Source organism: Thermomonas paludicola, assembly GCF_024498955.1.
In the GTDB taxonomy this organism is placed as follows: domain Bacteria; phylum Pseudomonadota; class Gammaproteobacteria; order Xanthomonadales; family Xanthomonadaceae; genus Thermomonas; species Thermomonas paludicola.
Window position 1 is genome coordinate 1397497 of the sequence record NZ_CP093311.1, and the last position, 25377, is coordinate 1422873.

General features: G+C 63.6%; 20 protein-coding genes and 1 riboswitch. Of the genes, 11 read left to right on the top strand and 9 right to left on the bottom strand.

What is annotated here, in order from left to right; all coding sequences use genetic code 11:
• The first annotated feature begins 14 nt into the window (after positions 1-14).
• The 3 genes from LIW09_RS06555 (at position 15) to LIW09_RS06565 (ending at position 3926) form a co-directional block, all read left to right on the top strand.
• Positions 15-2054, top strand: coding sequence for a chemotaxis protein CheA (locus LIW09_RS06555; protein WP_256644862.1), 2040 nt, complete (start codon positions 15-17; stop codon positions 2052-2054).
• A gap of 68 nt (positions 2055-2122) precedes the next feature.
• The gene (locus LIW09_RS06560) at positions 2123-2641 is read left to right on the top strand and encodes a chemotaxis protein CheW (protein WP_256644863.1); all 519 of its coding nucleotides are present in this window, start codon (positions 2123-2125) and stop codon (positions 2639-2641) included.
• A 202-nt stretch (positions 2642-2843) separates the two neighbouring features.
• A complete protein-coding gene (locus tag LIW09_RS06565) occupies positions 2844-3926 on the top strand; it encodes an OprO/OprP family phosphate-selective porin (RefSeq protein WP_256644864.1) in 1083 nt (360 codons plus the stop codon).
• A gap of 166 nt (positions 3927-4092) precedes the next feature.
• On the opposite strand, the gene LIW09_RS06570 is transcribed toward LIW09_RS06565, so the two are convergent.
• Positions 4093-4407, bottom strand: a complete 315-nt coding sequence (locus LIW09_RS06570; protein ID WP_256644865.1) for a TonB family protein — start codon at positions 4405-4407, stop codon at positions 4093-4095.
• Between the two features lie 228 nt (positions 4408-4635).
• Between LIW09_RS06570 and LIW09_RS12675 the strand changes: the two genes are divergently transcribed.
• From LIW09_RS12675 to LIW09_RS06600, 6 genes are all read left to right on the top strand, one after another.
• Complete coding sequence (locus LIW09_RS12675; RefSeq protein ID WP_275114550.1) at positions 4636-7362, top strand: methyl-accepting chemotaxis protein; 2727 nt, start codon at positions 4636-4638, stop codon at positions 7360-7362.
• Positions 7363-7434: 72 nt separating this feature from the next.
• The gene (locus tag LIW09_RS06580; protein WP_256644866.1) at positions 7435-9549 is read left to right on the top strand and encodes a putative bifunctional diguanylate cyclase/phosphodiesterase; all 2115 of its coding nucleotides are present in this window, start codon (positions 7435-7437) and stop codon (positions 9547-9549) included.
• A 34-nt stretch (positions 9550-9583) separates the two neighbouring features.
• Entirely contained in the window at positions 9584-10411 is an 828-nt protein-coding gene (locus LIW09_RS06585; RefSeq protein ID WP_256647169.1) for a CheR family methyltransferase, read from the top strand.
• Complete coding sequence (cheD, locus tag LIW09_RS06590) at positions 10408-11010, top strand: chemoreceptor glutamine deamidase CheD (RefSeq protein ID WP_256644867.1); 603 nt, start codon at positions 10408-10410, stop codon at positions 11008-11010. The genes LIW09_RS06585 and cheD overlap by 4 nt, the downstream gene beginning before the upstream one ends.
• Entirely contained in the window at positions 11010-12062 is a 1053-nt protein-coding gene (locus LIW09_RS06595) for a protein-glutamate methylesterase/protein-glutamine glutaminase (protein WP_256644868.1), read from the top strand. Before cheD ends, LIW09_RS06595 begins: the two co-directional genes overlap by 1 nt.
• A 147-nt stretch (positions 12063-12209) precedes the next feature.
• Positions 12210-13382 carry a methyl-accepting chemotaxis protein gene (locus tag LIW09_RS06600; protein WP_256644869.1) on the top strand — a complete coding sequence of 391 codons (1173 nt, stop codon included), beginning with the start codon at positions 12210-12212 and terminating at the stop codon, positions 13380-13382.
• A 63-nt stretch (positions 13383-13445) separates the two neighbouring features.
• On the opposite strand, the gene crcB is transcribed toward LIW09_RS06600, so the two are convergent.
• The 4 genes from crcB to LIW09_RS06620 form a co-directional block, all read right to left on the bottom strand.
• Positions 13446-13811, bottom strand: coding sequence for a fluoride efflux transporter CrcB (gene crcB / locus LIW09_RS06605; RefSeq protein ID WP_256647170.1), 366 nt, complete (start codon positions 13809-13811; stop codon positions 13446-13448).
• Between the two features lie 85 nt (positions 13812-13896).
• A riboswitch (Fluoride riboswitch) is annotated at positions 13897-13958 on the bottom strand.
• A gap of 9 nt (positions 13959-13967) precedes the next feature.
• Positions 13968-15245, bottom strand: coding sequence for a replication-associated recombination protein A (locus LIW09_RS06610; protein ID WP_256647171.1), 1278 nt, complete (start codon positions 15243-15245; stop codon positions 13968-13970).
• A 134-nt stretch (positions 15246-15379) separates the two neighbouring features.
• Positions 15380-16000: an outer membrane lipoprotein periplasmic chaperone LolA gene (gene lolA, locus LIW09_RS06615; protein WP_256644870.1), complete on the bottom strand. Its 621-nt coding sequence runs from the start codon at positions 15998-16000 to the stop codon at positions 15380-15382.
• A 73-nt stretch (positions 16001-16073) separates the two neighbouring features.
• A complete protein-coding gene (locus LIW09_RS06620; RefSeq protein ID WP_256644871.1) occupies positions 16074-18449 on the bottom strand; it encodes a DNA translocase FtsK in 2376 nt (791 codons plus the stop codon).
• A 181-nt stretch (positions 18450-18630) separates the two neighbouring features.
• On the opposite strand from LIW09_RS06620, the gene trxB reads away from it, so the two are divergent.
• A complete protein-coding gene (gene trxB, locus LIW09_RS06625) occupies positions 18631-19584 on the top strand; it encodes a thioredoxin-disulfide reductase (protein ID WP_256644872.1) in 954 nt (317 codons plus the stop codon).
• A 198-nt stretch (positions 19585-19782) separates the two neighbouring features.
• Here trxB and LIW09_RS06630 read toward each other — a convergent pair whose 3' ends face one another.
• On the bottom strand, positions 19783-20469 hold the full coding sequence (locus LIW09_RS06630; protein WP_256644873.1) for a hypothetical protein: 687 nt from the start codon (positions 20467-20469) through the stop codon (positions 19783-19785).
• Positions 20470-20701: 232 nt separating this feature from the next.
• On the opposite strand from LIW09_RS06630, the gene LIW09_RS06635 reads away from it, so the two are divergent.
• Complete coding sequence (locus LIW09_RS06635; RefSeq protein ID WP_256644874.1) at positions 20702-20830, top strand: hypothetical protein; 129 nt, start codon at positions 20702-20704, stop codon at positions 20828-20830.
• Positions 20831-22050: 1220 nt separating this feature from the next.
• Here the strand turns inward: LIW09_RS06635 and LIW09_RS06640 are convergent.
• The 3 genes from LIW09_RS06640 to LIW09_RS06650 all read right to left on the bottom strand — a co-directional run bounded on the left by LIW09_RS06640 (position 22051) and on the right by LIW09_RS06650 (position 25364).
• Positions 22051-22722 carry a hypothetical protein gene (locus tag LIW09_RS06640; protein WP_256644875.1) on the bottom strand — a complete coding sequence of 224 codons (672 nt, stop codon included), beginning with the start codon at positions 22720-22722 and terminating at the stop codon, positions 22051-22053.
• 84 nt (positions 22723-22806) lie between these two features.
• Positions 22807-23358, bottom strand: a complete 552-nt coding sequence (locus LIW09_RS06645) for a hypothetical protein (protein WP_256644876.1) — start codon at positions 23356-23358, stop codon at positions 22807-22809.
• Positions 23355-25364 (bottom strand): RHS repeat domain-containing protein, encoded by a 2010-nt coding sequence (locus tag LIW09_RS06650; RefSeq protein WP_256644877.1) that lies wholly within the window; start codon positions 25362-25364, stop codon positions 23355-23357. The genes LIW09_RS06645 and LIW09_RS06650 overlap by 4 nt, the downstream gene beginning before the upstream one ends.
• Between the last annotated feature and the right edge of the window lie 13 nt (positions 25365-25377).

Sequence of the window (25377 nt, forward strand, 5' to 3'; positions counted from 1 at the left end):
GCTTCAGGACACGCATGGACATCACCCGCTTTCACGCCACGTTCTTCGAGGAAAGCCGCGAAAACATCGCGGCCATGGAAGCCGGGTTGCTGGCGCTGGAAAGTGGCGGCGGCGGTGAAGACACCATCCACGTGGTGTTTCGCGCCGCGCACTCCATCAAAGGGGGAAGTGCCACCTTCGGCTTCACCGCCATCGCCGACCTGACCCACCTGCTGGAAACCCTGCTGGAGGAGGCCCGCAGCGGTCGCCGCCAACTCGACGCCAATGCCATCGGCGCCCTGCTGGGGTCGGTCGATGCGCTGCGCATGTTGCTGGCAGCCGCCGAACATGGGGATGCCCTCGACCAGGCCATGTTGCAGCAGGCACGCGCCGCTCTGGACCGCATCCTGACCGGCGCAGCCGACGCCAAGGCCGCCGCACCCGTGCAAGCAGCCCCGGCGGCCGCCGCGCCGGAAGCCAAGCCCATCGGCTGGAAAATCGACTTCGCGCCCGAACGTTCCCTGTTCCTCAGCGGCAACGACCCGTTGCGCATGCTGCGCGAACTGGGCCAACTGGGCGAATTGAAAGTCGCCTGCCGCGATGACGCACTACCGCCATTCACCGAACTCGACCCGTTTGAAGCCTGGCTGGCCTGGGACCTTGAACTCGTCGGCGAGATCAAGCGTTCCGCGATCGAGGACACCTTCGCCTGGGTCGAAGACCAATGCTCGCTGAGCATCGAACCACTGATGCCCGCCGCATCCGCAGCAGCCCCGGCCGCAGTGGCATCCGCGGCGCCCGTGGCTGCGGCGCCACCCGCGCCAGCACCCGCGCCAGTATCTGCATCCGCCCCCGCTCCCGCAGTCGCTCCCGCTGCCGCCAATGCAGCCGAAACCACCCCGGTCGCCCGTCATGACGCCGTCGAAACCACCATCCGGGTGGCGGTGGACAAGGTGGATGCGCTGATCAATCTGGTCGGCGAGCTGGTGATCACGCAGGCCATGCTGGCCCAGCGTTCGGCCGAGCTGGACCCGAGCCTGCACGAGCTGCTGTTGTCCGGGCTGGACCAGCTCGACCGCAACACCCGCGATCTGCAGGAAGCGGTGATGTCGGTGCGCATGCTGCCGGTCGATTTCGCGTTCAGCCGCTTCCCACGGATGGTGCGCGACATCGCCACGAGGCTGGGCAAGAAGGTCAACCTGCGCACCTCGGGCGAAGCTACCGAACTGGACAAGGGTGTCATCGAAAAAATCGTGGACCCGCTGGTGCACCTGGTGCGCAATGCCATCGACCACGGGCTGGAGACCACCGAGCAGCGCATCGCTGCCGGCAAGCCGGAGGCCGGGACGGTGTCGTTGTCTGCCGTCCATCAGGGCGGGCACATCATCATCGAAGTGGGGGACGACGGCCGCGGGCTGGATCGTGACCGCATCCTGGCCAAGGCCGTCGAGCGCGGCATTCCCCTGCCGGAAAACCCCACGGATTCCCAGATCTGGGACCTGGTGTTCGCGCCCGGATTCTCCACCGCCGAAGCGCTCACCGACCTGTCCGGCCGCGGCGTCGGCATGGACGTGGTGCGCAAGAACATCAGCGCGCTGGGTGGCCAGGTGGAAATCAGGAGCCGCAAGGGCGATGGCACCACGGTGTCGATTCGCCTGCCGCTGACCATGGCCATTCTCGACGGAATGACGGTCTCGGTCGGCGGTGAAGTCTTCATCCTGCCGCTGAACATGGTGATCGAGTCGCTGCAGCCGTCGTTGGAAAACATCAAGACGGTTGCCGGCAACGCCCGTGTCCTGCGGGTACGCGAGGACTATTTGCCCCTGCTGGACTTGGCCGTCCAATACGGGCTGCCCGCCGCGCGCACCGACAGCCAGCCCATCGCGGTGGTGGTGGAAAGCCAGGGCCAGCGTCTGGCGCTGGAAGTGGACGAGCTGCTGGGCCAACAGCAAGTGGTGGTGAAAAACCTGGAGCGCAACTACCGCCGCATCCCCGGCGTTGCAGGCGCCACCATTCTCGGCGATGGCCGCGTGGCGCTGATCGTGGACGCCGGCAGCCTGCCGAAGGCCGCCTGAGTCACCTCAAGAAATCATGGCGTGGGCCGTTCATCTCAATATAGCCACGCCTCCAACCCGGACCCGACATGAGCACACCCGCAGCCACGAAATCGCCCGCAACCGCGCTTCCGGTCAATGCGGCGACCGCCGGTGAATTCCTCACCTTCACCCTCGGCTCAGAAGAATACGGCGTCGACATCCTGAAGGTGCAGGAAATCCGTGGTTACGACACGGTGACCCGCCTGCCGGATGCGCCCGACTACATCAAGGGCGTGATCAACCTGCGCGGCACCATCGTGCCGGTCATCGACATGCGCCTGAAGTTCCGGCTGGAGGCGAAATACGACGCGCTCACCGTGATGATCGTGCTCAACGTGGCCGACCGCGTGGTGGGCATGGTGGTGGACAGCGTGTCGGACGTGGTGCAACTGGGCCCTGAGCAGATCCGCTCGATGCCCGAGGTCGGCACCGGGATCGACCGCCGCTACCTGACCGGTATTGGCGCACTGGACGAGCGCATGCTGATCCTGCTCGATATCGAAGGGCTGATGACCAGCACCGACATGGGCTTGGTGGTGGACGAAGCGGCGGCAAAGGCAGCCTGATTTCCCTCGGATCGGGGCCGGGAAAACGACAGGCTCACACGGCGTTCGCGATTCTCCTGTCCGCATGGCGCACGATTCCACCCACCGCGCCCGCGCCGGACGCATGGGCCGCCCGGGTTCGCCACTGCCGCATTCAAGAAATGCGCGACGCGACTGCATCTTCGCGGTGCGCCGGCACGTCATCCAGGATGAGATGATTCAGATGCCACGTCACCTCCCGCTTTGTGCCGCCCTGCTCCTGCTGGGCACTGCGCCTGTTGCAGCATCCGACTTGCCGTTCCAGATCGCCCCCATCGCCAACGTGCAGTACGAATGGGGACGCGTGGAGTCCGCGACCGGCCCGCTGCAAATGGAAGACGGCTTTCGCAGGGCGCGGCTCGGGTTTCGCGTCAAGGGCGACGGCAATCATTGGCAACTGGTGGTGGATCACGACTTCGCGGCTCGCACGCCGCCTGACGCGTATCTTGAACTGACCCCGGCTGAAGGCCAGTCATTCCGGTTCGGCCAGTTCAAGCAGCCGTTTGCGCTGGAGGATGCGATTGCCGACAGGCAGACGGCATTCCTGGAGGCGTCGCCAATCGGCGCATTCGTGATCAGCCGTCGCATCGGCGCGGAATATGCCCGCTGGGGCAAGCACGGCACGTTGAATGCTTCCGTATTCGGGCACCGCCTGGACGGCACCAGCGATTCGCCGGGCGCCAGCATGCGCGGCACGTGGCTGCTGCGTTCCAGCAAACAGGACAGCATGCATGTCGGCATGAGCCTGGCCAGCGAATCCCCGCACAATGCGCTCGCCAGCTACAGCCTGAACGGCGGCACCGTCTTCAGCAGCGTGAAGGTCGCATCAACCGGCAGCCTGGCAAACGTGGATCGAATCGATCGCGCAGCCCTCGAATGGCTGTGGGTACGTGGCACATGGTCATTCCAAGCCGAAACCGCGCAAGTGATCCTGCGGCGTGACACCGGGGACACCCGTGGCAATGCCAGCAGCGTGCAGGTGACATGGTCGCCGACGGGCGATGGCCGCAATTACAAGCGTGGCGTTGCAACTGCGCCCACACCCAGCGGCCACCCGGGCTGGGAGCTCGCGCTGCGCTGGGGCGTCATCGACCTCGACGACGGCCCCGTCCGCGGCGGACGTGTCGAGCTCCGGGGGCTGGCGGCGACCTGTTATCCGCATCGCAATGTCCGGGTGATCGCCAACATCCTGCAATACAGCGGCAGTCGTAACGGGGTTCATGCCGACCCGCTGACCGCTGGATTACGCCTGCAATTCACCTACTGATCGGGAAGTGCCGTGCTCCAGAACTTCACCTTCGGCAAGCGCCTGGCCATCGGCTTCTCCGCGCCGGTCACCCGGAGATTCGAGACGTTCGGATTTGCAGGTGCCGGCAAGCAAAACGCGCCGACTGGCGGCGCGTTTGCGGAACCCCCTGAATGGGTTCAGCCCATCAGAGCTTGAACTCCAGCTTGACCTTGCCATGACTTTCGCCCGGGGCGAATTCCCACTGTTTCACGGCCTTGACCGCAGCCGCCACGAAGACCCGGCCCGGCTTGGCATCGACCACCGACACATCGGTCACCTTGCCATCGGCCCCCACGCTGTATTCCACCTCCACATAGCCGGTGGTGCCGGAACGCGCCGCATCGGCAGGATAAACGGGGTCAACCCGCTTGATCGGGTTGCCGGCGACCACCGGCAGGGACAGGGCCATCGCCATGGCAAGGGCCACATGAGTCAGGCAACGATGGGGGCGTTGGTACATGGGGGATCTCCAGGGTTCGTTCAGTGCGCGGTTGCGCTCTACCCCGCCTATCGGCCGCACTGTCGTGGACTTGAGGGGGATAACGCAGCGGGCATGGAAAGTGGGCCAACGATCACAAATATGCGGCCGGGAAGCCACTGGCGTTTCGGAACCATTAAAGATTCCGGCCGCGTGGCCGATGCCGGCGATTGAAGGCCCATGATCCCGGCCGCTTCAGGAACCCCGCCCATGCATCGCAGCACTTCGCTTGCCGACCGTCTCTTCGCCCCCGCCATCAGCCTGATGGGGAAATTGCGGTTTACCCAGAAAGCCTTGCTGATTGGCGCCTCGTTCACCCTCACCTGCGGCGTATTGGCGGGGTTGGTGCTGGCCACCTCGCTGGGCGAGATTTCGGACGCCAAGCATGCGCGGGCGGCCACCATTGGATTGGACACGCTGCACGATGTCGAGCTGGCCATGCAAGACCATCGCCAACTGCGCACGCGCAAGCTGGCCAAGGATGCAACGGCCAACGAGCAGGCGATTGCCGAGGCCTCGGCGCGTGCCGACAAGGGACTGGCCAACTTCGATGCCTGGCTGGCCACGCAAGCGTTTGCCCAGGATGAGCAGCTGACGGCGGCGATCAAGGCCAGCCGCGACGCCTGGAAGAAGGCGCAAGCCACCGAAGGCGAGGCCGGCCCGGATGCCGATACCGCGGCGCTGGATGCACTGCGCGAGCAGATCAGCGGATTGGCATTCAATTCAATCACCTCGGTCGCCTCGGATTCCGCCATGCTGCGCGGCGGCGAAATCAGCGGCGACTTGCTGCCCGCCCTGTCAGGTGCCAGTGCCAAGCAAGCCAATGTGGGCATGCGGGTGCTGGGTGAAGGCGCGATCTGGGTTACCGACCGCACTGCGTTGGCGGTGCAAAAAAGCATGCAGGCCTATTTGACGGGACAGATTTCCGGCGGCACCAAATACATCGAGAAACAGCTGCCGGACGGCGCTGCCATCTTCGGCAAGCCGATGACCGCCGCCCTGCAGGCGATGGAGGCGCAAAATAAGCAAATCCAGACGCATGTACTGGATGCCGACACTCCCGACTCCCCGGTCGCCGCACTGGCCAGGCAGGATACGGCCACCCGTTTGGCCATGCTCAAGGCGATGAAAGCCGCCAACGCGGCCATCAATGACGCAGGCGACCGCACCATCGCCCGCCTGCAGCGCAAGGCCTTCTTCACCCTGGGTGGCGTGGTGCTGGCGCTGCTGGCATCGGCCTATCTGTTCGTGGGATTCACCCGCGGCACCCGCCACGCCTTGCGCAGCATTGAAGGAGGCGCCAAGGCGCTGGCCAGCGGCCAGTTCACCGACGCGATCCGGGTGGACACCCAGGACGAGCTGCGCGACATCGGCCGCAGCATGGAGAACGTGGCGGGTTCGCTGCGCAAGTTCGCGCAGGCCCAGCAGACGCTGTTCCAGCAGCACCAGGACGGCCACATCAACGAACGCATCGATGATGAAGCGTTCCCCGGCGCATTCGGTGTGATGGCCGATCAGGTCAATACCCTGGTGGCGTCGCATATCGACATGAACAGTCGCGTGGTGGAAGTGGTTGCCAACTACGCGCGCGGCGACCTGTCGCAGGATATCGAGCGCTATCCCGGCCAGAAGGCGCGCATCACCGAGGCGGTGGATTCGGTGAAGTCCGCGATGCTGGCGGTGAATGCCGAAATCAAGTCGCTGGTGGATGCGGCCGTGGCCGGTGATTTCAGCCACCGTGGCGATGCCGATCGCTTCGAATTCGTGTATCGCGGCCTGATCGATCAGCTGAACACGCTGATGGCCACCGCCGACGAAGGCCTGCGCGAGGTGGGCGGCTTGCTGGCATCGGTGGCGGATGGCGACCTGATGCAGCGCGTGGACGTGAAGCTCCCCGGCCAGTTCGGGCAGTTGGCCGATGACGCCAACCGCACCGTGGATGGGCTGGCCGAAATCGTCAGCGAGATCCGGCAGACCTCGGACGGCATCAGCGCGGCCGCAGGTGAAATCGCCGCCGGCAACAGCGACCTGTCGATGCGCACCGAACAGCAGGCCGCCGCGCTGGAAGAAACGGCATCGTCGATGGAAGAGCTCACCTCCACCGTCAAGCAAAACGCCGACAACGCACGGCAAGCCAACCAGTTGGCCATTGGCGCGGCAGGCGTCGCCGAAAGCGGCGGCGAGGTCGTGCAGAAAGTGGTTCGCACGATGGGCGAAATCCAGACATCATCGCGCCGGATCGCCGACATCATCGGAGTGATCGACGGCATCGCCTTCCAGACCAACATCCTGGCGTTGAACGCGGCGGTGGAAGCGGCGCGCGCCGGCGAGCAGGGTCGCGGGTTTGCCGTGGTGGCGGCCGAGGTGCGTTCGTTGGCACAACGCAGTGCGGGCGCCGCCAAGGAAATCAAGCAGCTGATCACCGACTCCACGCTGAAGGTGGAGGAAGGCAGCGCGCTGGTGGATCAGGCCGGCAAAACCATGGGCGAGATCGTGGGCAGCGTGAAGCGGGTCACCGACATCATGGCCGACATTTCCGCTGCGTCGCAGGAACAGAGCAGCGGAATCGAGCAAGTCAACCAGGCCATCACCCAGATGGACGAAGGCACCCAGCAGAACGCCGCGCTGGTGGAACAAGCATCGGCATCGGCGGAAAGCATGCGCCAGCAGGCCGGCACGCTGGTCGCGGCAGTTGCCGCGTTCCGTACCGCCAGTGCTGCGGCGACCCGGAAACCCCCCGTTGCCGCCGCACCACTGCATGCCGTGCCAGAGCATGCAAGGCAACCGGCAACGCATCCGCGAGCCACCGCACAGCACAAGCCTGCGCCACCCGCCGCAATATCCGCGCCCGCGCCCAGCGCCCAGGCCGCACCCACGCCACGCAAACGCGGAACCGTTGCCAGCACCGCGGGCGACCAGCACTGGCAGGAGTTCTAAGCCCATGCGGACGGGGCACGCAGGCGCCCCGTCCGGTTGAACCCCCGTCTGCCCACCGGCCAATTCGAGCAGATGACTTTCGAGCCCAGCCCCATCCCCGCACACGACGCCGCCCCTGTCGAGCACAACGTCGCCTCGGGCAGCAGCGAAAGCCGCTTTGCAGACGTCGTTTCACTGGCGGCGGGCTGCATGCAAACCGCCGGGGCCACGCTGGTGGCCTGCGTCAACGAGCGCCACCTGGCCCTGGCTGCGCATGGTCCCGGCGCCGCCTGCGCCCAGCTTTCGCGGGATCATTTGATCGTGCGCACCTGGGGCCAGCACAGCCCATTGCTGGTGCTGCCGGATATCCATGCAAGCGCGCGTGACAATATCCACTTCTATGCGGGCGTCGCGCTGTACTCCGGCAGTGGCCGCAGGTTGGGCACGCTCGCGGTGCACGACCACGCGCCGCGTCCCTCACCCTCCCCTGCGCAGCTGGACGGACTTGCGCGCCTGGGCCGGGTTGCCTCGGCCCTGCTGGAACAACGCAGCATCGAACGCACATCGCTCATCGTGGCGCAGGCTGGCCAGCAAGCGCGCGAGAGCGTGCTGATTACCGACAGCCACGGCGGCATCCAGTGGCGCAACCCGGCGGCGGACCAGCTGTTCGGCAACGGCCTGGCCGGGCAGTCGATGCAAACCCTGTTTCCACTGCGCCTGCAGCTGGATCAGCAGGCCACCCGGGCATGGCTGGCGGGGCAAGGCGACAGCAATCACCAACTGCGGATCGTCGCCCAGGACGGCAGCCTGCGTTTGCTCGACGCCACCCGCTCCAGCTGGAAGCACGGCCCAGACCACGGCACGACTTTCGTGCTGTACGACATCACCGAAGCCGCGCACCAGCGCGCCGAGCTGGATCGTCTGGCGCATTACGACCCGCTGACCGGCCTGCCCAACCGCAACGCCCTGCTGACCGCGCTGGAGGCACACCCTGACTGGGGCGTGGTGTTGATTGGCATCGATCGCTTCAAGTGGATCAATGATGGCCTGGGCCACGCGATCGGTGACCGTGTCCTGCAGGCATTCGCCGATCGCCTGCAAGTGAAGGCCGATGACGAGCAGTGCGTGGCCCGCATGGGCGGCGACGTATTTGCCTGTGCCTGCGCCGATGCACGGCTTGCGCCGGCCGAACCCAATCCGGACGACGACCTGTTGCCCTCGCTGATCCGGCATCTGCAACAACCGCTGCGCGTGCGCGGCCATCAAGTGCATGCCGAGGTCAGTCTCGGCGTGGCCCTGCGCGAGGACGTGCAGGGCGGCGGCGACCTGCTGGCCTGCGCTGACCTTGCCCTGTATCGCGCCAAATCCGCGGGCGGCCACCAGCATTGCCGCTATCGGCCGTCGATGCGTGCCGATGCACTGGCGCGGCGCGACCTGGACCTGGACCTGCGCCGCGCCTTCGCCCAGGACGAATTCGAACTGTATTACCAGCCGCAGGTGGACCTGGCCAACGGGCGCATCTGTGGTGCCGAGGCCCTGCTGCGCTGGCGTCACCCGTTGCGCGGCATTGTTCCGGCCAGCGAATTCATCGACCTGCTGACCCATAGTCCACTGGGCACCGAAGTGGGTGCCTGGGTGCTGCAACGCGCCTGCATGGATGCCGCGCAGTGGCCCGACCCGTCCACGTCGGTCAGCATCAACCTGTTTCCGGCCCAGCTGGGCGAGGATCTGGTGGCACAGGTGCAAGCGGCACTTGCCGCCGCCGGCCTGTCCGCCGAGCGCCTGGAGCTTGAAATCACCGAGACCATCGCCCTCACCCAGGACAGCGCCGGCGCGGAAGCGCTGGCCGTGCTGCGGTCGCAAGGCGTCAATCTTGCATTCGACGATTTCGGCACCGGCTACGCCTCGCTGTCGATGCTGCAACGTTTCCGGATTGATCGGGTCAAGATCGACCGCAGTTTCGTCAGTGGCATGCTGGGAAATGAAGAGGATGCCGCCATCGTGCGCTGGATCGTGATGCTGGCGCGGGCGCTGGGCCTGCGCGTGGTGGCCGAGGGCGTGGAGCATCTGCCGCAGGCAGAGCAACTGCACACGCTGGGCTGCGACGAAGCGCAGGGGTATCTGTATGCGCAGGCGCTTGATTCGAACTCGCTGCTGACACGCCTGCACGCGCAGCCGCCCATGAGCTCGGGGGTGGCGCGTGAATGAGCGGCGCGAAGATCGGAACGCGGGCGATCGCGAAATCGCCGGCAGCAATTTCGAGTTCAACGAACGCGACTTCCGTCGTGTTTGCCGGATGATCTACGCGCGGGCCGGCATCCACCTGGCCGAACACAAGCGCGACATGGTGTACAGCCGGCTGGCGCGGCGCATTCGTGTTCGCGGGCTGTCGCGCTTCTCCGACTATCTGGACCTGGTCGAAGCCGACCCCGACAGCGAAGAACAAGCCTTCATCAATGCGCTGACCACCAATCTCACATCATTCTTCCGCGAAGCGCATCATTTCGATGCGCTGCGCGAACAGCTGCGCGCGGTGCCGCGCGGGGGGCTGACCGATATCTGGTGCTGCGCGGCGTCCACCGGCGAAGAGCCTTGGTCGCTGGCGATCACCGCCTGCGAGGCATTCGCCACGGACACCCCGCCGGTGCGCATCCTCGCCACCGATATCGACACCAACGCACTGGCCACCGCCGCCGCCGGCACGTACGGCATCGAACGCATCACCGACCTCTCGCCAGAACGCAAGCGGCGCTTCTTCCTGCGCGGCACCGGCCCGAACGAAGGCACCGCCCGCGTAAAGCCCTTTCTTCGCCAGCTGGTGGAATTTCGCCAGCTCAACCTGCTGGGCAACGACTACGGCGTGAACCAGCGGTTCCTGGCGGTGTTTTGCCGCAACGTGATGATCTATTTCGACAAACCGACGCAATACGAGGTGCTGCGCCGGATCGCGCCCCTGCTCGCGCCGGATGGGCGCTTCTATGCGGGCCATTCGGAGAGTTTTGCGCATGCGCTGGACTTGGTGCAGCCCTGCGGGCGCACCATTTACCGCGCGGCCCAGGAGTCTCGATGAGCCTTCCCGTGCGCACTGCCAAGCCGGCGCGCACCGCCCCCGCGGGCAGCTACTACGACCCGGCGCTGGATACCGATGTCATCAAGCTGCTGCCGGCCGACTGGCGGGTGTCCTCGGAGCCGGTGGCGCTGGCCACCGTGCTGGGCTCCTGCGTTGCCGCGTGCATGTACGACCCGCTGGCCTGCGTGGGCGGCATGAATCATTTCATGCTGCCCGACGCCGCGCCCGGCGACAGCAGCGCGCGCTACGGCGCGCATGCCATGGAGTTGCTGATCAACGGGCTGCTCAAGCAGGGTGCCGCGCGCGCGCGCCTGCAGGCGAAGGTGTTCGGCGGCGGCAACGTCCTGCCCGGCATGACGCTGGACCCCATTGGCACGCGCAACGCGAATTTCGTGCTGGAGTACCTCATCGCCGAGCGCATCCAGGTGGGCGCGCAGGACCTGGGCGGAGTGCAGCCGCGCAAGGTGGTGTTTTTCGTGCGCAGTGGGCGCACATTGGTCAAACGCCTGCCGGCGGCCGGCGAGATCGCGCGCGTGGAGCGCGACTACCGCAGCCGGTTGGCAAAAGCCCCCGTGGCAGGTTCCGTGGAGTTGTTCTGATGGCAATCCAATTCGGCCAGCGCACCGGCAAGGTGCGTGTTCTGATCATCGACGACTCGGCCCTGGTTCGCCAGGTGTTGACCGAGATCCTGTCCGAAGACCCGGGCATCGAAGTGGTCGGCACCGCTGCCGACCCGCTGATCGCCCGCGACAAGATCAAGCAGCTCGAACCCGACGTGCTCACGCTGGACGTCGAGATGCCGCGCATGGACGGCCTGACCTTCCTGCAGAACCTGATGCGGCTGCGCCCGATGCCGGTGGTGATGGTGTCGTCGCTGACCGAAGCCGGGGCGCAGGTCACGCTGGACGCATTGGCGATGGGCGCGGTGGACTTCGTCACCAAGCCAAAACTCGATATCCAGCGCGGCCTGTCCGGCTACGCCAGCGACCTGTGCGAAAAAGTCCGCCAGGCAGCGCGTGCCCGCGTGGCACGCCTGCAGCCTGGCACCACGCCGGCGCAATCCAGCACCATCAAATACCGCACCACCGACCGCCTGATCGCCATCGGCGCATCCACCGGCGGCACCGAGGCCATCCGCGCGCTGCTGGAAACGATGCCTGCAGATGCGCCCACCATCGTCATTACCCAGCACATCCCGGCGGCGTTCAGCAAACCGTTTGCCGAGCGCCTCGACCGGCACAGCAAGATGACGGTCGTGCACGCCGAAGACGACATGCCGTTGTTGGCCGGCCATGCCTATGTCGCGCCTGGCGGCCTGCACCTGCGCGTGCAGCGCAGCGGTGCACGCTGGCGCTGCCGGCTGGGCGACGACGACCCCGTGCGCCGGCACCGCCCCAGCGTGGATGCGCTGTTTGATTCGGTTGCCGCCGCCGCTGGCGCCAATGCCAGTGCTGCCCTGCTCACCGGCATGGGCGATGACGGCGCGCGTGGCTTGCTGGCGCTGCGCAAGGTCGGCGCCACCACCATCGTGCAGGACGAAGCAAGCAGCGTGGTCTGGGGAATGCCGGGCGCCGCCTACACGTTGGGGGCGGCCCAGCAGGTGCTGCCGCTATCGCAAATCACCGATGCGCTGTTGGCCAGCACCGCCTAAGCGGTGCCTGGAACGACCGCTGCAATGCGTGATTCCGTGCGAACACACGTCCCCGATATCGCGCTTGTCTCCATCGCAACGATATTTCCACTAAAGACCAGCCGCCGGGCAGCCGTTACCTAAACTGAGTCCCTGACGAGATCACCGATGGAACCTCGTGTCCTGCTTCGCATCGCCGCCCCCCTGCTGCTGATGCTGCTGTTGTTCATTGCCGAGGCATTGGGCTGGCCGTTGGCCGTGCGCATGGCACTGGTGGTGACTTCCGCCATCGCCTGGTGCGTGGTGGCTTGGCGCACCCTGCCGGGCAAAGCCGAAGCGCAGTTGCTGCGCGACCACGCCCGATTGCTGGATGAGTTGCGCGGGTTTGTCGGCAATGAGATCAACGGCTCGCATTCAGAGCTTGATCGCACCCGCACCCTGATTCGCGATTCCGTGGCCAAGCTTGGGAGCAGCTTCGAGGCGGTCAACCGCAAGTCGCGGGAACAGAGCAGCGTGGTCGCACGGTTGGTGGAGCGTACCGGCGACGACAGCGGTTCGATCGACATCACCCGCTTCGCCCAGCAGGCCTCCCAGCAGATGGAGCAGCTGGTGGACGCACTGGAGCAGGCCAGCAGCCAGAGCGGCGTGACGGTCAGCCACATCGACGCCATGGCCGGGCACCTGGACGGCATCTTCGCCCTGCTGGAAGACGTCAAGTCGATTGCCGACCAGACCAACCTGCTGGCCCTGAATGCGGCCATCGAAGCGGCGCGTGCCGGCGAAGCCGGGCGCGGCTTCGCGGTGGTGGCCGACGAAGTGCGCAACCTGTCCGAACGCAGCACAGCCTTCAACGAGCAAATCCGCAAGCTGGCGCACAGCTCCAAGGAATCCATCGCCAAGGTTCGCGACACGGTGTCGCAGATGGCCTCGCGCGATCTGGATCGCGCCCGCGTGGCCCGCGCCGAATCGGCGTCCATGCTCGATCGGGTGGACGGGATCCACCGCAGCCTGGGCAACGGCATCCGCGACATCGCCGACTGCGGCCGCGCGATTGACGTGTCGGTGGCCGAGGCCGTGCGCTCCTTGCAGTTCGAGGACATCGCCACGCAATCCTTGAGCGCGGCGGAACTGCATCTGCAGCGGCTGGCGCAGATCAACAACGAAGCCATCACCCTGCACGACCTGCTGCAGGGCAGCCATGGTTTCCAGGATGCGGAAATGCAGAAGGCACTGGCCAAGATCGGCAACCACATCAACCAAATGCGCGGCGAATGGGAACGCCCGCCGCACAAGCCGGTGCTGCAGCAGAACATGGATGCCGGCAGCGTCGAACTGTTCTAGCGCGCCCGCCTCCCCCGGCCCGCACCCAATCCCGGCCTTGCGCCGGGATTGGCGTTTTTGCGATCAGAAAGGTGCGCGCAGCATGTGCGCCGCCCGGGTTCCCAGCCACACCAGCAGCAGGCCGAACACCAGGGTGGCGCCCAGATAGGCCAGGGCGATGACGCTGCGCGGGGAGCGCGCCAGCAGCAGGCAGTCCAGCATCAGCGACGAGTACGTGGTCAAACCACCCAGCACGCCGACAATCAGGAACGCCCGCCAGTACAGTGCATGCGGGCCACGCCCTTCCAGCCATATCGCCAGGAAACCGATGGCGAAGGAGCCGATCAGATTCGCGGCCAGCGTGCCCCACGGAATGCCTTCGCCCAGCCGGCGCAGCAGCGCCCCGCCCAGCCAGAAACGCCCGCCCGCGCCCAGCGCCCCGCCGCACATCACCAGCGCCAATTGCTGCCACCAGATCGTGACCACCGCGTACTCCTCAATTTGCAACCGGAGCTCGCATCTGCCGCCCCGGCCGGGGTTGGCAGGCATCATCAGCCAGGACGGCGGTTCAGGGAGGATGCCGTCTCCCGCATGCGGGCAGTATGCCTACGCCTTGCGCTCGCCGCGAGCCTGCGCGCGCGCCGCCCGCAGCGCATCCAGTTTTTCCTTGAGCTTGCCTTCCATGCCACGCCCCACCGGGTCGTAATAGACGCGTTCACCCATCGCGTCGGGAAACCCCGTCTGGCCGAGCGCAACGCCACCGTCCACATCGTGGTCGTATTGGTAGTCGTTGCCGTAACCGAGCTGCTTCATCAATTTGGTGGGTGCATTGCGAATATGCATCGGCACCGGCTGCGTGCCGTATTCGCGCACATCGGCGCGGGCGGCATTCCACGCCTTGTAGGCGGCATTGGATTTGGCCGTGCTGGCCAGGTAGAGGGTCAGCTGCGCCAGCGCCAACTCGCCTTCCGGGCTGCCCAGGCGGTCGAAGGTGTCCCAGGCGTCGATGGCCATCTGCAGCGCGCGCGGATCGGCCAGCCCGATGTCCTCCACCGCCATCCGCGTCAGCCGACGCGCGAGGTAAGCGGGGTCGGCGCCGCCATCCAGCATCCGCGCCAGCCAATAGACCGCCGCATCCGGATTGGAGCTGCGCACGGATTTGTGCAGGGCCGAAATCTGGTCGTAGAACTGCTCTCCGCCCTTGTCGAAGCGACGCGTGCGATCGGCCAGCACCTGGTGCAGGGTCGCTTCGGTGATCACCCCGCCCTCGCCCACGGCGATGTCGGCGGCGATCTCCAGCAGGGTCAGCGCACGCCGCACGTCACCGTCGGCCGCAGAAGCGATTTCATTCAGCGCCGCAGCGGCGATCTGCAAGCCACGCTCGCCCAAACCGCGCTCACCATCGGTCAGCGCCTGGCGCAGCGCCAGCACGATGTCGTCGGCGGACACCGACTCCAGCACATGCACGCGGCAACGCGACAGCAGCGCGGAATTGAGTTCAAACGACGGGTTTTCGGTGGTGGCGCCCACGAAAACGATGGTGCCGCGCTCGATGTGCGGCAGGAAGGCATCCTGCTGCACCTTGTTGAAGCGATGCACCTCGTCCACGAACAGCAGCGTGCGCTGGCCGGCATCGAAACGCGCCTGTGCCTGCGCCAATACCTCGCGCACCTGCGGCAGGCCCGAGAGCACCGCGGAAATCGCCACGAACTGCGCATCCGCATGCTGCGCCAGCAGCAACGCCAGCGTGGTCTTGCCACAGCCCGGTGGCCCCCACAGCACCATGGAATGCACCCGGCCGGCCTGGATGGCGCGGCGCAGCGCGGACGCTTCGGCCAGCAAGCGGCGTTGCCCCACCATTTCGTCAAGCGTGCGCGGGCGCATGCGTTCGGCCAGCGGGCGCAGCGATGCGCTCGCGGACTGTTCCGGCAACAGGGACGCCGTGGCGTTTTGCAAGGGAATGCGGGGCTGGGTCACCCGGCAATTCTACGCGCCGGCGTCGCACGCCCCGCGACGGATCAGTTGCCGATCACGTCCACGCCCGTGGCCGGCACGAACACGAAGGTGTTCCTGGCGAAGGACGGATTGCGCTGCCACGCGGAAAACGCGATGACGGTGCGTTGCCCCAGCGCATCCACGTAGTCCAGCCGCGACAGACTGCCGGCACTGAAGCCAAGCCGGGCCGACTTGAACGACGCATCGGCATTGCGCGGGGTCAGTTCCAGCCAATCCACCCCACCTTGCATGCCGGTTTCCCTGACACTGAAATCGTGGTCCAGCCGTGCGGGATTCAGCAGGATGGCCAGCGGGCTGTTGGCCTCTTCCGCCCCCTGCGCACGCTTGCTGGCCTGCGCCAGATCCGGGTCATACACCCACACGGCATTGCCATCGGCCACGATCAGTTGCGCATACGGCTTCAGGTATTCCCAGCGGAACAGCCGCGGCGCAGCCACTGCCACGCGCCCGCTGGACGCCTCTTTTTGCTTGCCGCGCGCATCGAACACCTGCTGGCTGAACTGCCCGTCCAGCCCCTTCAAACCGTGGGTAAACGCATTGAGCTCATCGCGCGCGCCGGCATTGGCAAGATTGGTGGCCAGCAACAGCGTGGCCGCCAGTGTGGTGGTGACGATGTCGTTCATGCGAGTTCTCCTGCAACGTGATGCTGCAGTCTTGCGAAACGTGGCTGAATGCGGGCTGGCACAGCGCGGGGCGTCAGCCACGCGGCGGTGGCGGTGCCAGCACCGTGCGGTCGCCGTTGTGCTCGGGGGTGCTGACGATGCCGGCCGCTTCCATCGCTTCCACCAGGCGCGCCGCACGGTTGTAGCCGATTTTCAGCCGGCGCTGCACGCCGGAGATCGAGGCACGGCGGGTTTCGGTGACGATCTGCACGGCCTGGTCGTACAGCGGATCGGCCTCGGGGTCATCGTTGACCGCCGCTTCCGGCAGGCCGTTGGCGCCCACGCTGCTGCCGTCATACATGGTCTGCGCCTCTTCCAGCACGCCTTCAATGTAATCCGCTCCACCCAGCTGCTTGAGGTGTTCCACCACGCGATGCACTTCCTCGTCCGAGACGAATGCGCCGTGCACGCGCTCCGGCATCGCCGTGCCCGGTGGCAGGTACAGCATGTCGCCGTGCCCCAGCAGCGTTTCGGCACCGCTCTGGTCGAGGATGGTGCGGGAATCGATCTTGCTGCTGACCTGAAACGCGATGCGGGTCGGGATATTGGCCTTGATCAGCCCGGTAATCACGTCCACCGACGGCCGCTGCGTGGCCAGGATCAGGTGGATGCCGGCGGCGCGCGCCTTCTGCGCGAGGCGCGCGATGAGTTCCTCCACCTTCTTGCCGACCACCATCATCATGTCGGCGAATTCGTCGATGAACACGACGATGAAGGGCAACGGTTCCAGCGTTGGCGGCGCTTCGTTCAACTCCGGATTGGGCTTGAACAACGGGTCCAGCATCGGCTGTCCCGCGTCGATGGCGTCGCGCACTTTCTTGTTGAAGCCGGCCAGGTTGCGCACGCCCACGGCGCTCATCAGCTTGTAGCGGCGCTCCATTTCGGCCACGCACCAACGCAGGCCATTGGCGGCCTCCTTCATGTCGGTGACCACCGGCGCCAGCAGGTGCGGAATCCCCTGATAGACAGACAGCTCCAGCATCTTCGGGTCGATCATCAAGATCCGCACGTCGCGTGCCGAGGCCTTGTACAGCAGGCTCAACACCATCGCGTTGACCGCCACCGACTTGCCGGAACCGGTAGTGCCAGCCACCAGCAAATGCGGCATGCGCGCCAGGTCGGCCACGATCGGCTTGCCGCCGATGTCCTTGCCCAATGCCAGGGTCAGCGCGCTGGCCGACTTGTCGTATTCCTTCGAGCGCAGCAGCTCCGACAGGTAAATCATCTCGCGATGGGTGTTCGGGGTTTCCAGACCGATCACCGACTTGCCGGGAATCACGTCCACCACGCGCACCGACTTCACGCTGAGCCCGCGGGCGATGTCCTTGTCCAGCGAGGAAATCTGGCTGACCTTCACGCCCGGCGCCGGCTGCACTTCGAAGCGGGTGATCACGGGGCCAGGATAGGCGCCGACCACCTCGGCATCGATGCGGAAGTCCTTCAGCTTGAACTCGATCTGCCGCGACAGCGTTTCCAGGGTCTGCGCGTCGTAACCCTTGGGCTGCGGTTTGGGATCGTCCAGCAACGCCAGCGGCGGGATGCCGGAGCCATCGTCGGCATTGAACAGCGGGATCTGCTGTTCGCGCTTGGCGCGCTCGCTTTTTTCCACCTGCGGCGCTGCCGGGGGCTCGATCCTCACCTTCTCACGGCGCAGGCGAATCTCGGAATCGGCCTTGCGCGCCTCGCCGCGTTCCTCGCGCAGCGTGCGTGCCTCGCTCCACTCGCTGGCCTGCCTGGCCCCCTGCTTTGCGCCACGCTGCAGCAAGCCCGGCAACGCCAGCGCCCAACCGCCAAGGCGATCCATCACCGCCAGCCAGGACAGCCCGGTAGCCAGGGTCACCGAGATCAGCAGCAGGCTGAGCAGGAACAGATTGGCGCCCAACGGGCCGAACAACATGTGCAGCGAATTGCCAACCAGCCGCCCCAACACGCCGCCACTGCCCGCCGAGAACGCATTGCCGCCGGCGATGCGCAGGCTCAACAAGCCGCAGGCAGCCACCAGAAACCCCACGATCCCCAGCAAGCGCAGCGCTGGCCCCAGATCCGCCTCGCCATCGCCCTCACTGTCCATGCCGAACAGCGCGATCCATGCAATCGCACCCAGCACCAGCGGCAACAGGAACGCCACGTAGCCGCAGAGGAACAACAGGAAACTGGCGATCCAGGCGCCGGCCAGCCCACCGATGTTGTGCAGCGGCGCAAGCAGACTGGAATCGCGATCAAACCCCGGGTCGGCCGGCGAATAGGTGTACAGGCAGGCCAGCAAATACAGCAGCAGCGGCGCCACCACGATCAAGGCAAGGTCACGCCACAACCGATGCCGGCGCGGCGCCACGGCCCCGCCTGCACTGGACGTTTTGGTTGTCGCTCTACGACCGGTCTTGCCGGCTTCGGATACCGCTCTCGCCACCTGTGCTCAGGCCTCAGGAAACTCCCCTATCAGATTGATATTACGACATTTAAGGCGTTTGCAGATGAAAATCGATGCGATCAGGCGGGTCGCTGCGTTGCAACAGCCGCGGCTTGTCTTGTCGGCTGCCCGCCGCCAAGCTATGGGCCTGCATGACCATTCCGGTCTGAACGCCAAGCCCATGACCTCCAACAGACACATTCCCCTGCTCATCCTCGGCTCCGGCCCCGCCGGCTGGACCGCTGCCGTCTATGCGGCGCGCGCCAATCTCAAACCCGTGGTCATCACCGGCATGCAAATGGGTGGCCAGTTGATGACCACCACCGAAGTGGACAATTGGCCGGGCGATGCGCACGGGCTGATGGGGCCGGATTTGATGACGCGGATGCAGGCGCACGCCGAGCGCTTCGAGACCGAGGTGGTGTTCGACCATATCCATACCGCCGACCTGTCGCAGCGCCCCTTCCGGCTTGCCGGCGACAGCGGTGAGTACACCTGCGACGCGCTGATCATCGCCACGGGCGCCACTGCCAAGTACCTGGGCATCCCCTCGGAAGAAACGTTCAAGGGACGCGGCGTGTCTGCCTGCGCCACCTGCGATGGCTTTTTCTACAAGGATCAGGATGTCGCGGTGATCGGCGGCGGCAATACCGCCGTGGAAGAGGCGCTGTACCTGTCCAACATCGCCCGCAAGGTCTATCTGGTGCATCGCCGCGACACCTTGCGCGCCGAAAAAATCATGCAGGACAAGCTGTTTGCGAAGGTGGCGGCCGGCAAGATTGAACCCGTCTGGTTCCATACGGTCGATGAAGTGCTGGGCAATGACAGCGGGGTGACAGGCATGCGCCTGAAATCAACGCACGACGGCAGCACCCGCGACATCGACGTGCAGGGCTTCTTCGTGGCCATCGGCCACTCGCCCAATACCGCGCTGTTCGAAGGCCAGTTGGAGATGCGGAATGGCTACCTGAAGATCCAGACCGGACTGGAAGGCAACGCCACCCAGACCAGCGTCCCCGGCGTGTTCGCCGCAGGCGACGTGGCCGACCAGGTGTATCGCCAGGCCATCACCTCCGCCGGCTTTGGCTGCATGGCAGCGCTGGATGCGGAGCGGTTCCTGGACAAGGGGCACTGATAGTGATTCCCTTTCCCTTCAGGGAAATATTTGAATGAACCGCATTGCGCATGCACCAGATGCCGCGTTTTCTTGACGACGCTCCCCCGCGCCTGATGGTTTACGAAAGGCAAAATCCACTTGATCGATTCCTTGCATGGTGGTGGCCATCGCTCCTGGCATGGCTACCCGGCAATAGCCGCCGACCGGACAGCAGCCCTAATCGCCTGTGCTTCTTGAATTTTGATGGTGAAGCACAGCCCGAAGCCCCAGTCGCGGGGTGTCCGCATCCTCCCGCTTGTAGCGCTGCCCGTCCGCGCCGTACCAGTACCGCGTCCGCTGGCCGTTGCCGGTCACGATCTCGTAGGCGTGATCGTCCACGCTGTACTGGATCGTCCGGTCGTTCACCGTGCCCGGCGCATCCCGCACCGTCTGGTTGCCGTGGGCATCCCACGCGTACGTCCAGTTGCCGCCCGCTGCGTAAGCAGTCGTCAGCCGGTGCGGCCCCACGTAGCCCGTGCCGCCGCTGCCGCTGGTCGTCGTTGCCCCGCACCCCGCGCGGCCACCATAGCCCATCGCCGTCGTGGCGCCCCGGAACAGCTTGGCGCAGATGTTCCCCAAGGCGTCGTACTGCTGCCACTGGGTCAGCGTGTTCGTCGTCACGCCGTTGACCATCACCAGGGTGCCGGTGGTCAACCGGTTCAGCGCGTCGTACTGGAACGCCTCGATATAGCGCCCTTCCTTCTGCTGCGCGCTCAGATTGCCCGCCGCATCCCAGCTGTACAGCTCCTTCACCAGATCGCAGCTGTCCACGCCCGCGCACAGCCCCGTCTGCAGCCCGTTCAGCGGGTTGTACGTCCGCGTGACCGGAATCCGCGCCCCTTCCGCGCGCAGCTCGCCGACCACGTTGCCCCACGCATCCGTCTCCTGCGTCCGCTGCCAGGCTGCCGGCTCGCAGTTGAAGCCGGCATCCGCCGCCGTGCTGGCGCACAGTGCCGACGCATGGCCGCGCGCGCCTGCGTGATACCGAATCGTGCGCGCTGCGCGCCGCCTGCGTCGGTGAAGGTCAACTTGACGGGCGGATGATTGGCGCAAGCGGCAGTATCCGAATTAAGCCGCATCGCGAAGCGGTGTCGGCTTGAATGATGAACAACTCAATTTATCTCTGGCACCATTACTGCCGAAATCCATCCACCACTGGAAACCGGCGTTACAGGGCTTCCAGCTGGTATTCGGCGAAAATCGCGTGCTGCTGGATGCGCTGTGATGAAACTCGGATACACAGTTTGTTTGACAGACTCTAGCCATTCTTGACTAATCGTCATGACACCATTTCCATCTACGGTGGCCATGCGAGTCAGGGAACTGGTGCACCCTTCTGTTCCGCATCCCGGTTCGCGGCCTCGCCCGAGCGCACATCCCATGCGGAATCTATGTCGTGATTTCCAATCGCATGAATATCTGAAATATATCCAGACACCCTCCACACAGAGCCCACATTTTGAAGCGTCGCGTGATAAATACCGTATACGCGAAGATAACCTCCAGGCCAAGATTTTAGCTTTAAGCCAATCTCTGAACCCTGTATACTTCGTAACTCGATTGAATTTCCTAGCGTGGAATGCATCGCGTCGTCTTTATTTAAAAACAGTAACGAAATGCCGTTATCACTCGTCGCAACATACCCTTTTGCCGACACAACCAATCCGTCATAATCAGATGGATTAGAAATTATCCTAGCTAATGGAGCGACGCAGTAGGTTACAACGCATCCATGCAGGCAGCTTCTCCACCCCCACCTCCGCAGGTACACGCAGTACACATAAGAAGAACGAAAGAAATAATAATTTTATTCATTTCTCGCCTTCCGCCGGCCAATACCAAATCTCCCGCGAAGGGTAAAACCCAGATCCCGTATACCCCCTGCTTATAACGTCAATATGGGGAAACCCCGGCAGAGAAAGGCCTGGCAACTGAGGTAGTGGATAATCAGGTCAATAGATAACTGACGACACCTCCACATTTCCGTTTTGCAGCATTTCGATTCTAATGGCCTTACTGATCGACAGCCTCACGATCAGGATTTCAACATCACCCCTCCAATAAAGCATTACATATTCTGGGTTTTCGAACCCGATTAAATCTTTTTTTGAATAAGAACCAATCCATCCATTTTGACTGTACCCACAGACTACAGCATCAGCACGGGATATGGCATGCCATATGCCCACCGACGTCTGATTGCCATAGATGTAAAATGGAATTGATCTCAGATATTTCAATAGGCAGGGAAAATTATCGCCCCTTAAGTCAAAAGAATCAGCTTGACCTTCCCGAGAAAGCATTATCCCAGCTTGATTTTCAGTAACTATGTATCGCCTCGCTTCAGGTGGGGGAAGAACCGGGGAACCCGCCTTAGCGACAGGCAAGCGTGCCGAGCACCCCATGACAAAAGCGGTCACAAATAACGCAAGGAATTTCGAAAATTTACTTATAGGCATTGTATAGCCTCGACACATCGGAGTATTTCAACCTTCTCGTGTCGAACTGATAGCTCATGATGCTGCTTGTTGCATTCAATTGATGTCCGAGCCCCATCATATGCAGAAACTCGTGCACAGATGTTCCGTAGCCTGTTCCGCCAAGTATCTCAACGCGGGAATACTGTTTATTGGACGCATTGTAGGAGGCCGCGCCCCTAATTCCATTTGTCGCATTACACTCTGCTGGCGAACATGCCGCCAACGTGAAAATTCCATTCACATCATCTCTCACAAGATCAACTTTCAAGCGAATTGGATTTCTATCAAACACTCCATTCTTGTGATCTCTGGAAAGCGCACCTTCGACCGACGTAACAAAATCATTCTCTATATCCACACTGGTTCCCGGCTCAAGCGCATAAGGCACCCTAATTAGCATTTCCCCGGTAGCGGGGTCAATGGATACGTTCTGCTTAACCTTATCCTGCAACCATACGTCATCTCGAATAGTGTCTGCCGCAGGTTCGGCATACTGCGCCTTTTGACTGCCCGTAGCTCTGCGCTCTGACTCTGTACTTGCCCCACTTGCATACTTCCCCCCCGTCTGCCGCGACTTCACCCCCTGCGCCATCGCCCCCAGTACCATCCCGATCGCTGCGGATTTCAACGAGCCCATTATCCCTTGCTTGAAGCTCCCACCCATGATCCGGATTTCCGCCGCATCCCAGGAAAGTCGACTCTGACCCCTGTTTTCAAGTGACTATTGGCTCTCACCCTTAGGGATGTTTTGCATTAAGAGCATATGATGAAAGTGGACAGCTCCGAGCCTGGCGGATCCAGTACCAAGATACTTCGCATCAAATAAACCGACGATGTAAACCGGGAAAACTCCTCCAGACTGTGCAAGAGAACTAATTTCCTGTGGAATGACGGGAGGCTGCGTAGTAACCTCCCCGCCCTTGTCGCGCCGAACAGCACCAATCACCTCTATACCCTCCACATTAATACCAGCTTCATAATGTTCCCGGCTAGGAAATAAGACGAATTTCCCGAAGTCTTTCACTAAGAAACCTGTAACTCCAATCATCCTCCCATGGTACTGCTCTGGCCTGGCGATTAAGCTGTAAAAAGAAATCTCACAGAATTCCCTCGATGCGTCATCGCCCCACGGGTTGCAGCGCGTGTCAAACCGGCCATCATGCGTTGAATTAGGAACATCACTCTTGGCTATCCATCGCGCCCCCCCAATTGCTAGTAACACCAACAAAAAAATACCTCCCAATATGAGGCGGCTATCATTGATCAACTTCATCGCACCCTCCTTGCAAACTGACTATATTTCTGCCAATCACTAAAGCCCGGATGCGTATTGGCCCACGAGGTGGTTGACCAAGAATATATCCGGCCGTTCGGAAGAGATACGTAAGCCATTTGGTGCATCCCGGTTTGTTTAAAGAACCCATGAGCAATGGATAGATCATTGCCACTAAAATTGGCATTTCCCGGATGAGTGTGAATATAACCTGAGAGCTGCGCCCCAAATATATCAATATCAGACGCAAGTGGTGTAGATACTCCGCATTGAGCACTTCTTGAGCAAATCACGCCGTCGCTAAAAGTGGCTCCAATTCGATAACCACCACGGATCTTAAAAAATTTGGATGAAATCTCTGTATCGAACTTGTTTGCAATGGGCTGAACCTTATCGGACCAAGCTATAGCGGCCGCATCCATAGACGGATATGTGATATCCAAGTCGTCTCCGAGCGCTTTGTCTGCGGCCATCATTGCCGCACTCCCAACATGCGGATCAGTAACATTAACTCCTGATTGGTCGGCATTGTTAGACATGCTACTAGAAGGCGATTCAACTACAGCATGCCCCACCTCCGTATCAGCCCCATTCTTATACTTCCCCCCCGTCTGCCTCGACTTCACCCCCTGCGCCATCGCCCCCAGCACCATCCCGATCGCTGCGGATTTCAACGAGCCCATTATCCCCTGCTTGAACGTCCCGCCCATCACCATCGAACTCACGCCCCCATACAGCGTCCCGACGAGGAGATTGGTGGCGAAGTGATCAAAAGCCGGTATCTGCGATCCAAATGCAGCCAATAACCCGCCCTTGATCCCCCCGTTCGCCATGCCCATCACGATGTTGAAGGCCATGGCAAATGGCTTGAGCGCGGTAATGAAGTACGACACGATGTTCAGAATCTGCCCGAACACCCCCAGCAACTTCCGCCAACTGAACATCCCCGTCGGATCGATCAGCGTCAACGGGTTGTTCAACACGTAGGTGTACGCGTTCCAGCTCTGCAGGTTCTGCGGCGCCTGCACCAGCGGATCGGCCTGCAGGAACCGCCCCAGCATCGGGTCGTACAGCCGCGCGTTCATGTGGATCACGTCCTGGCCGTCCACCATCTCGTGCCCGGTGAACCCGCGCAGGCCCGGCGGCGACACCGGCGCCGTTCCCGCCTGCGACGGATCCGTGGGGTTGCGCCGCTGGCCCCAGCCATCAAAGTCCTGCGGCTGCACCACCACGCCCTGCGCGTTGGTGTACTTCACCACCGACCCCAGCCGGTCGGTGAACACGTAGCGCGCGTCCTGCGGCTGCGCCCCGTCCGTCTTGATCAGCACGCCCGCGATGTTCCGCCGGTACGTCGTTCCGGCGCCGTTGAGCACCACCTCCACCTGGCCCACGTACAAGGTCCTGGTGCCGTCCGCATCCTCCCGCTTGTAGCGCTGCCCGTCCGCGCCGTACCAGTACCGCGTCCGCTGGCCGTTGCCGGTCACGATCTCGTAGGCGTGATCGTCCACGCTGTACTGGATCGTCCGGTCGTTCACCGTGCCCGGCGCATCCCGCACCGTCTGGTTGCCGTGGGCATCCCACGCGTACGTCCAGTTGCCGCCCGCTGCGTAAGCAGTCGTCAGCCGGTGCGGCCCCACGTAGCCCGTGCCGCCGCTGCCGCTGGTCGTCGTTGCCCCGCACCCCGCGCGGCCACCATAGCCCATCGCCGTCGTGGCGCCCCGGAACAGCCTGGCGCAGATGTTCCCCAAGGCGTCGTACTGCTGCCACTGGGTCAGCGTGTTCGTCGTCACGCCGTTGACCATCACCAGGGTGCCGGTGGTCAACCGGTTCAGCGCGTCGTACTGGAACGCCTCGATGTAGCGCCCTTCCTTCTGCTGCGCGCTCAGATTGCCCGCCGCATCCCAGCTGTACAGCTCCTTCACCAGATCGCAGCTGTCCACGCCCGCGCACAGCCCCGTCTGCAGCCCGTTCAGCGGGTTGTACGTTCGCGTGAAGCTCCCGCCCATTCCTGATGAGCGC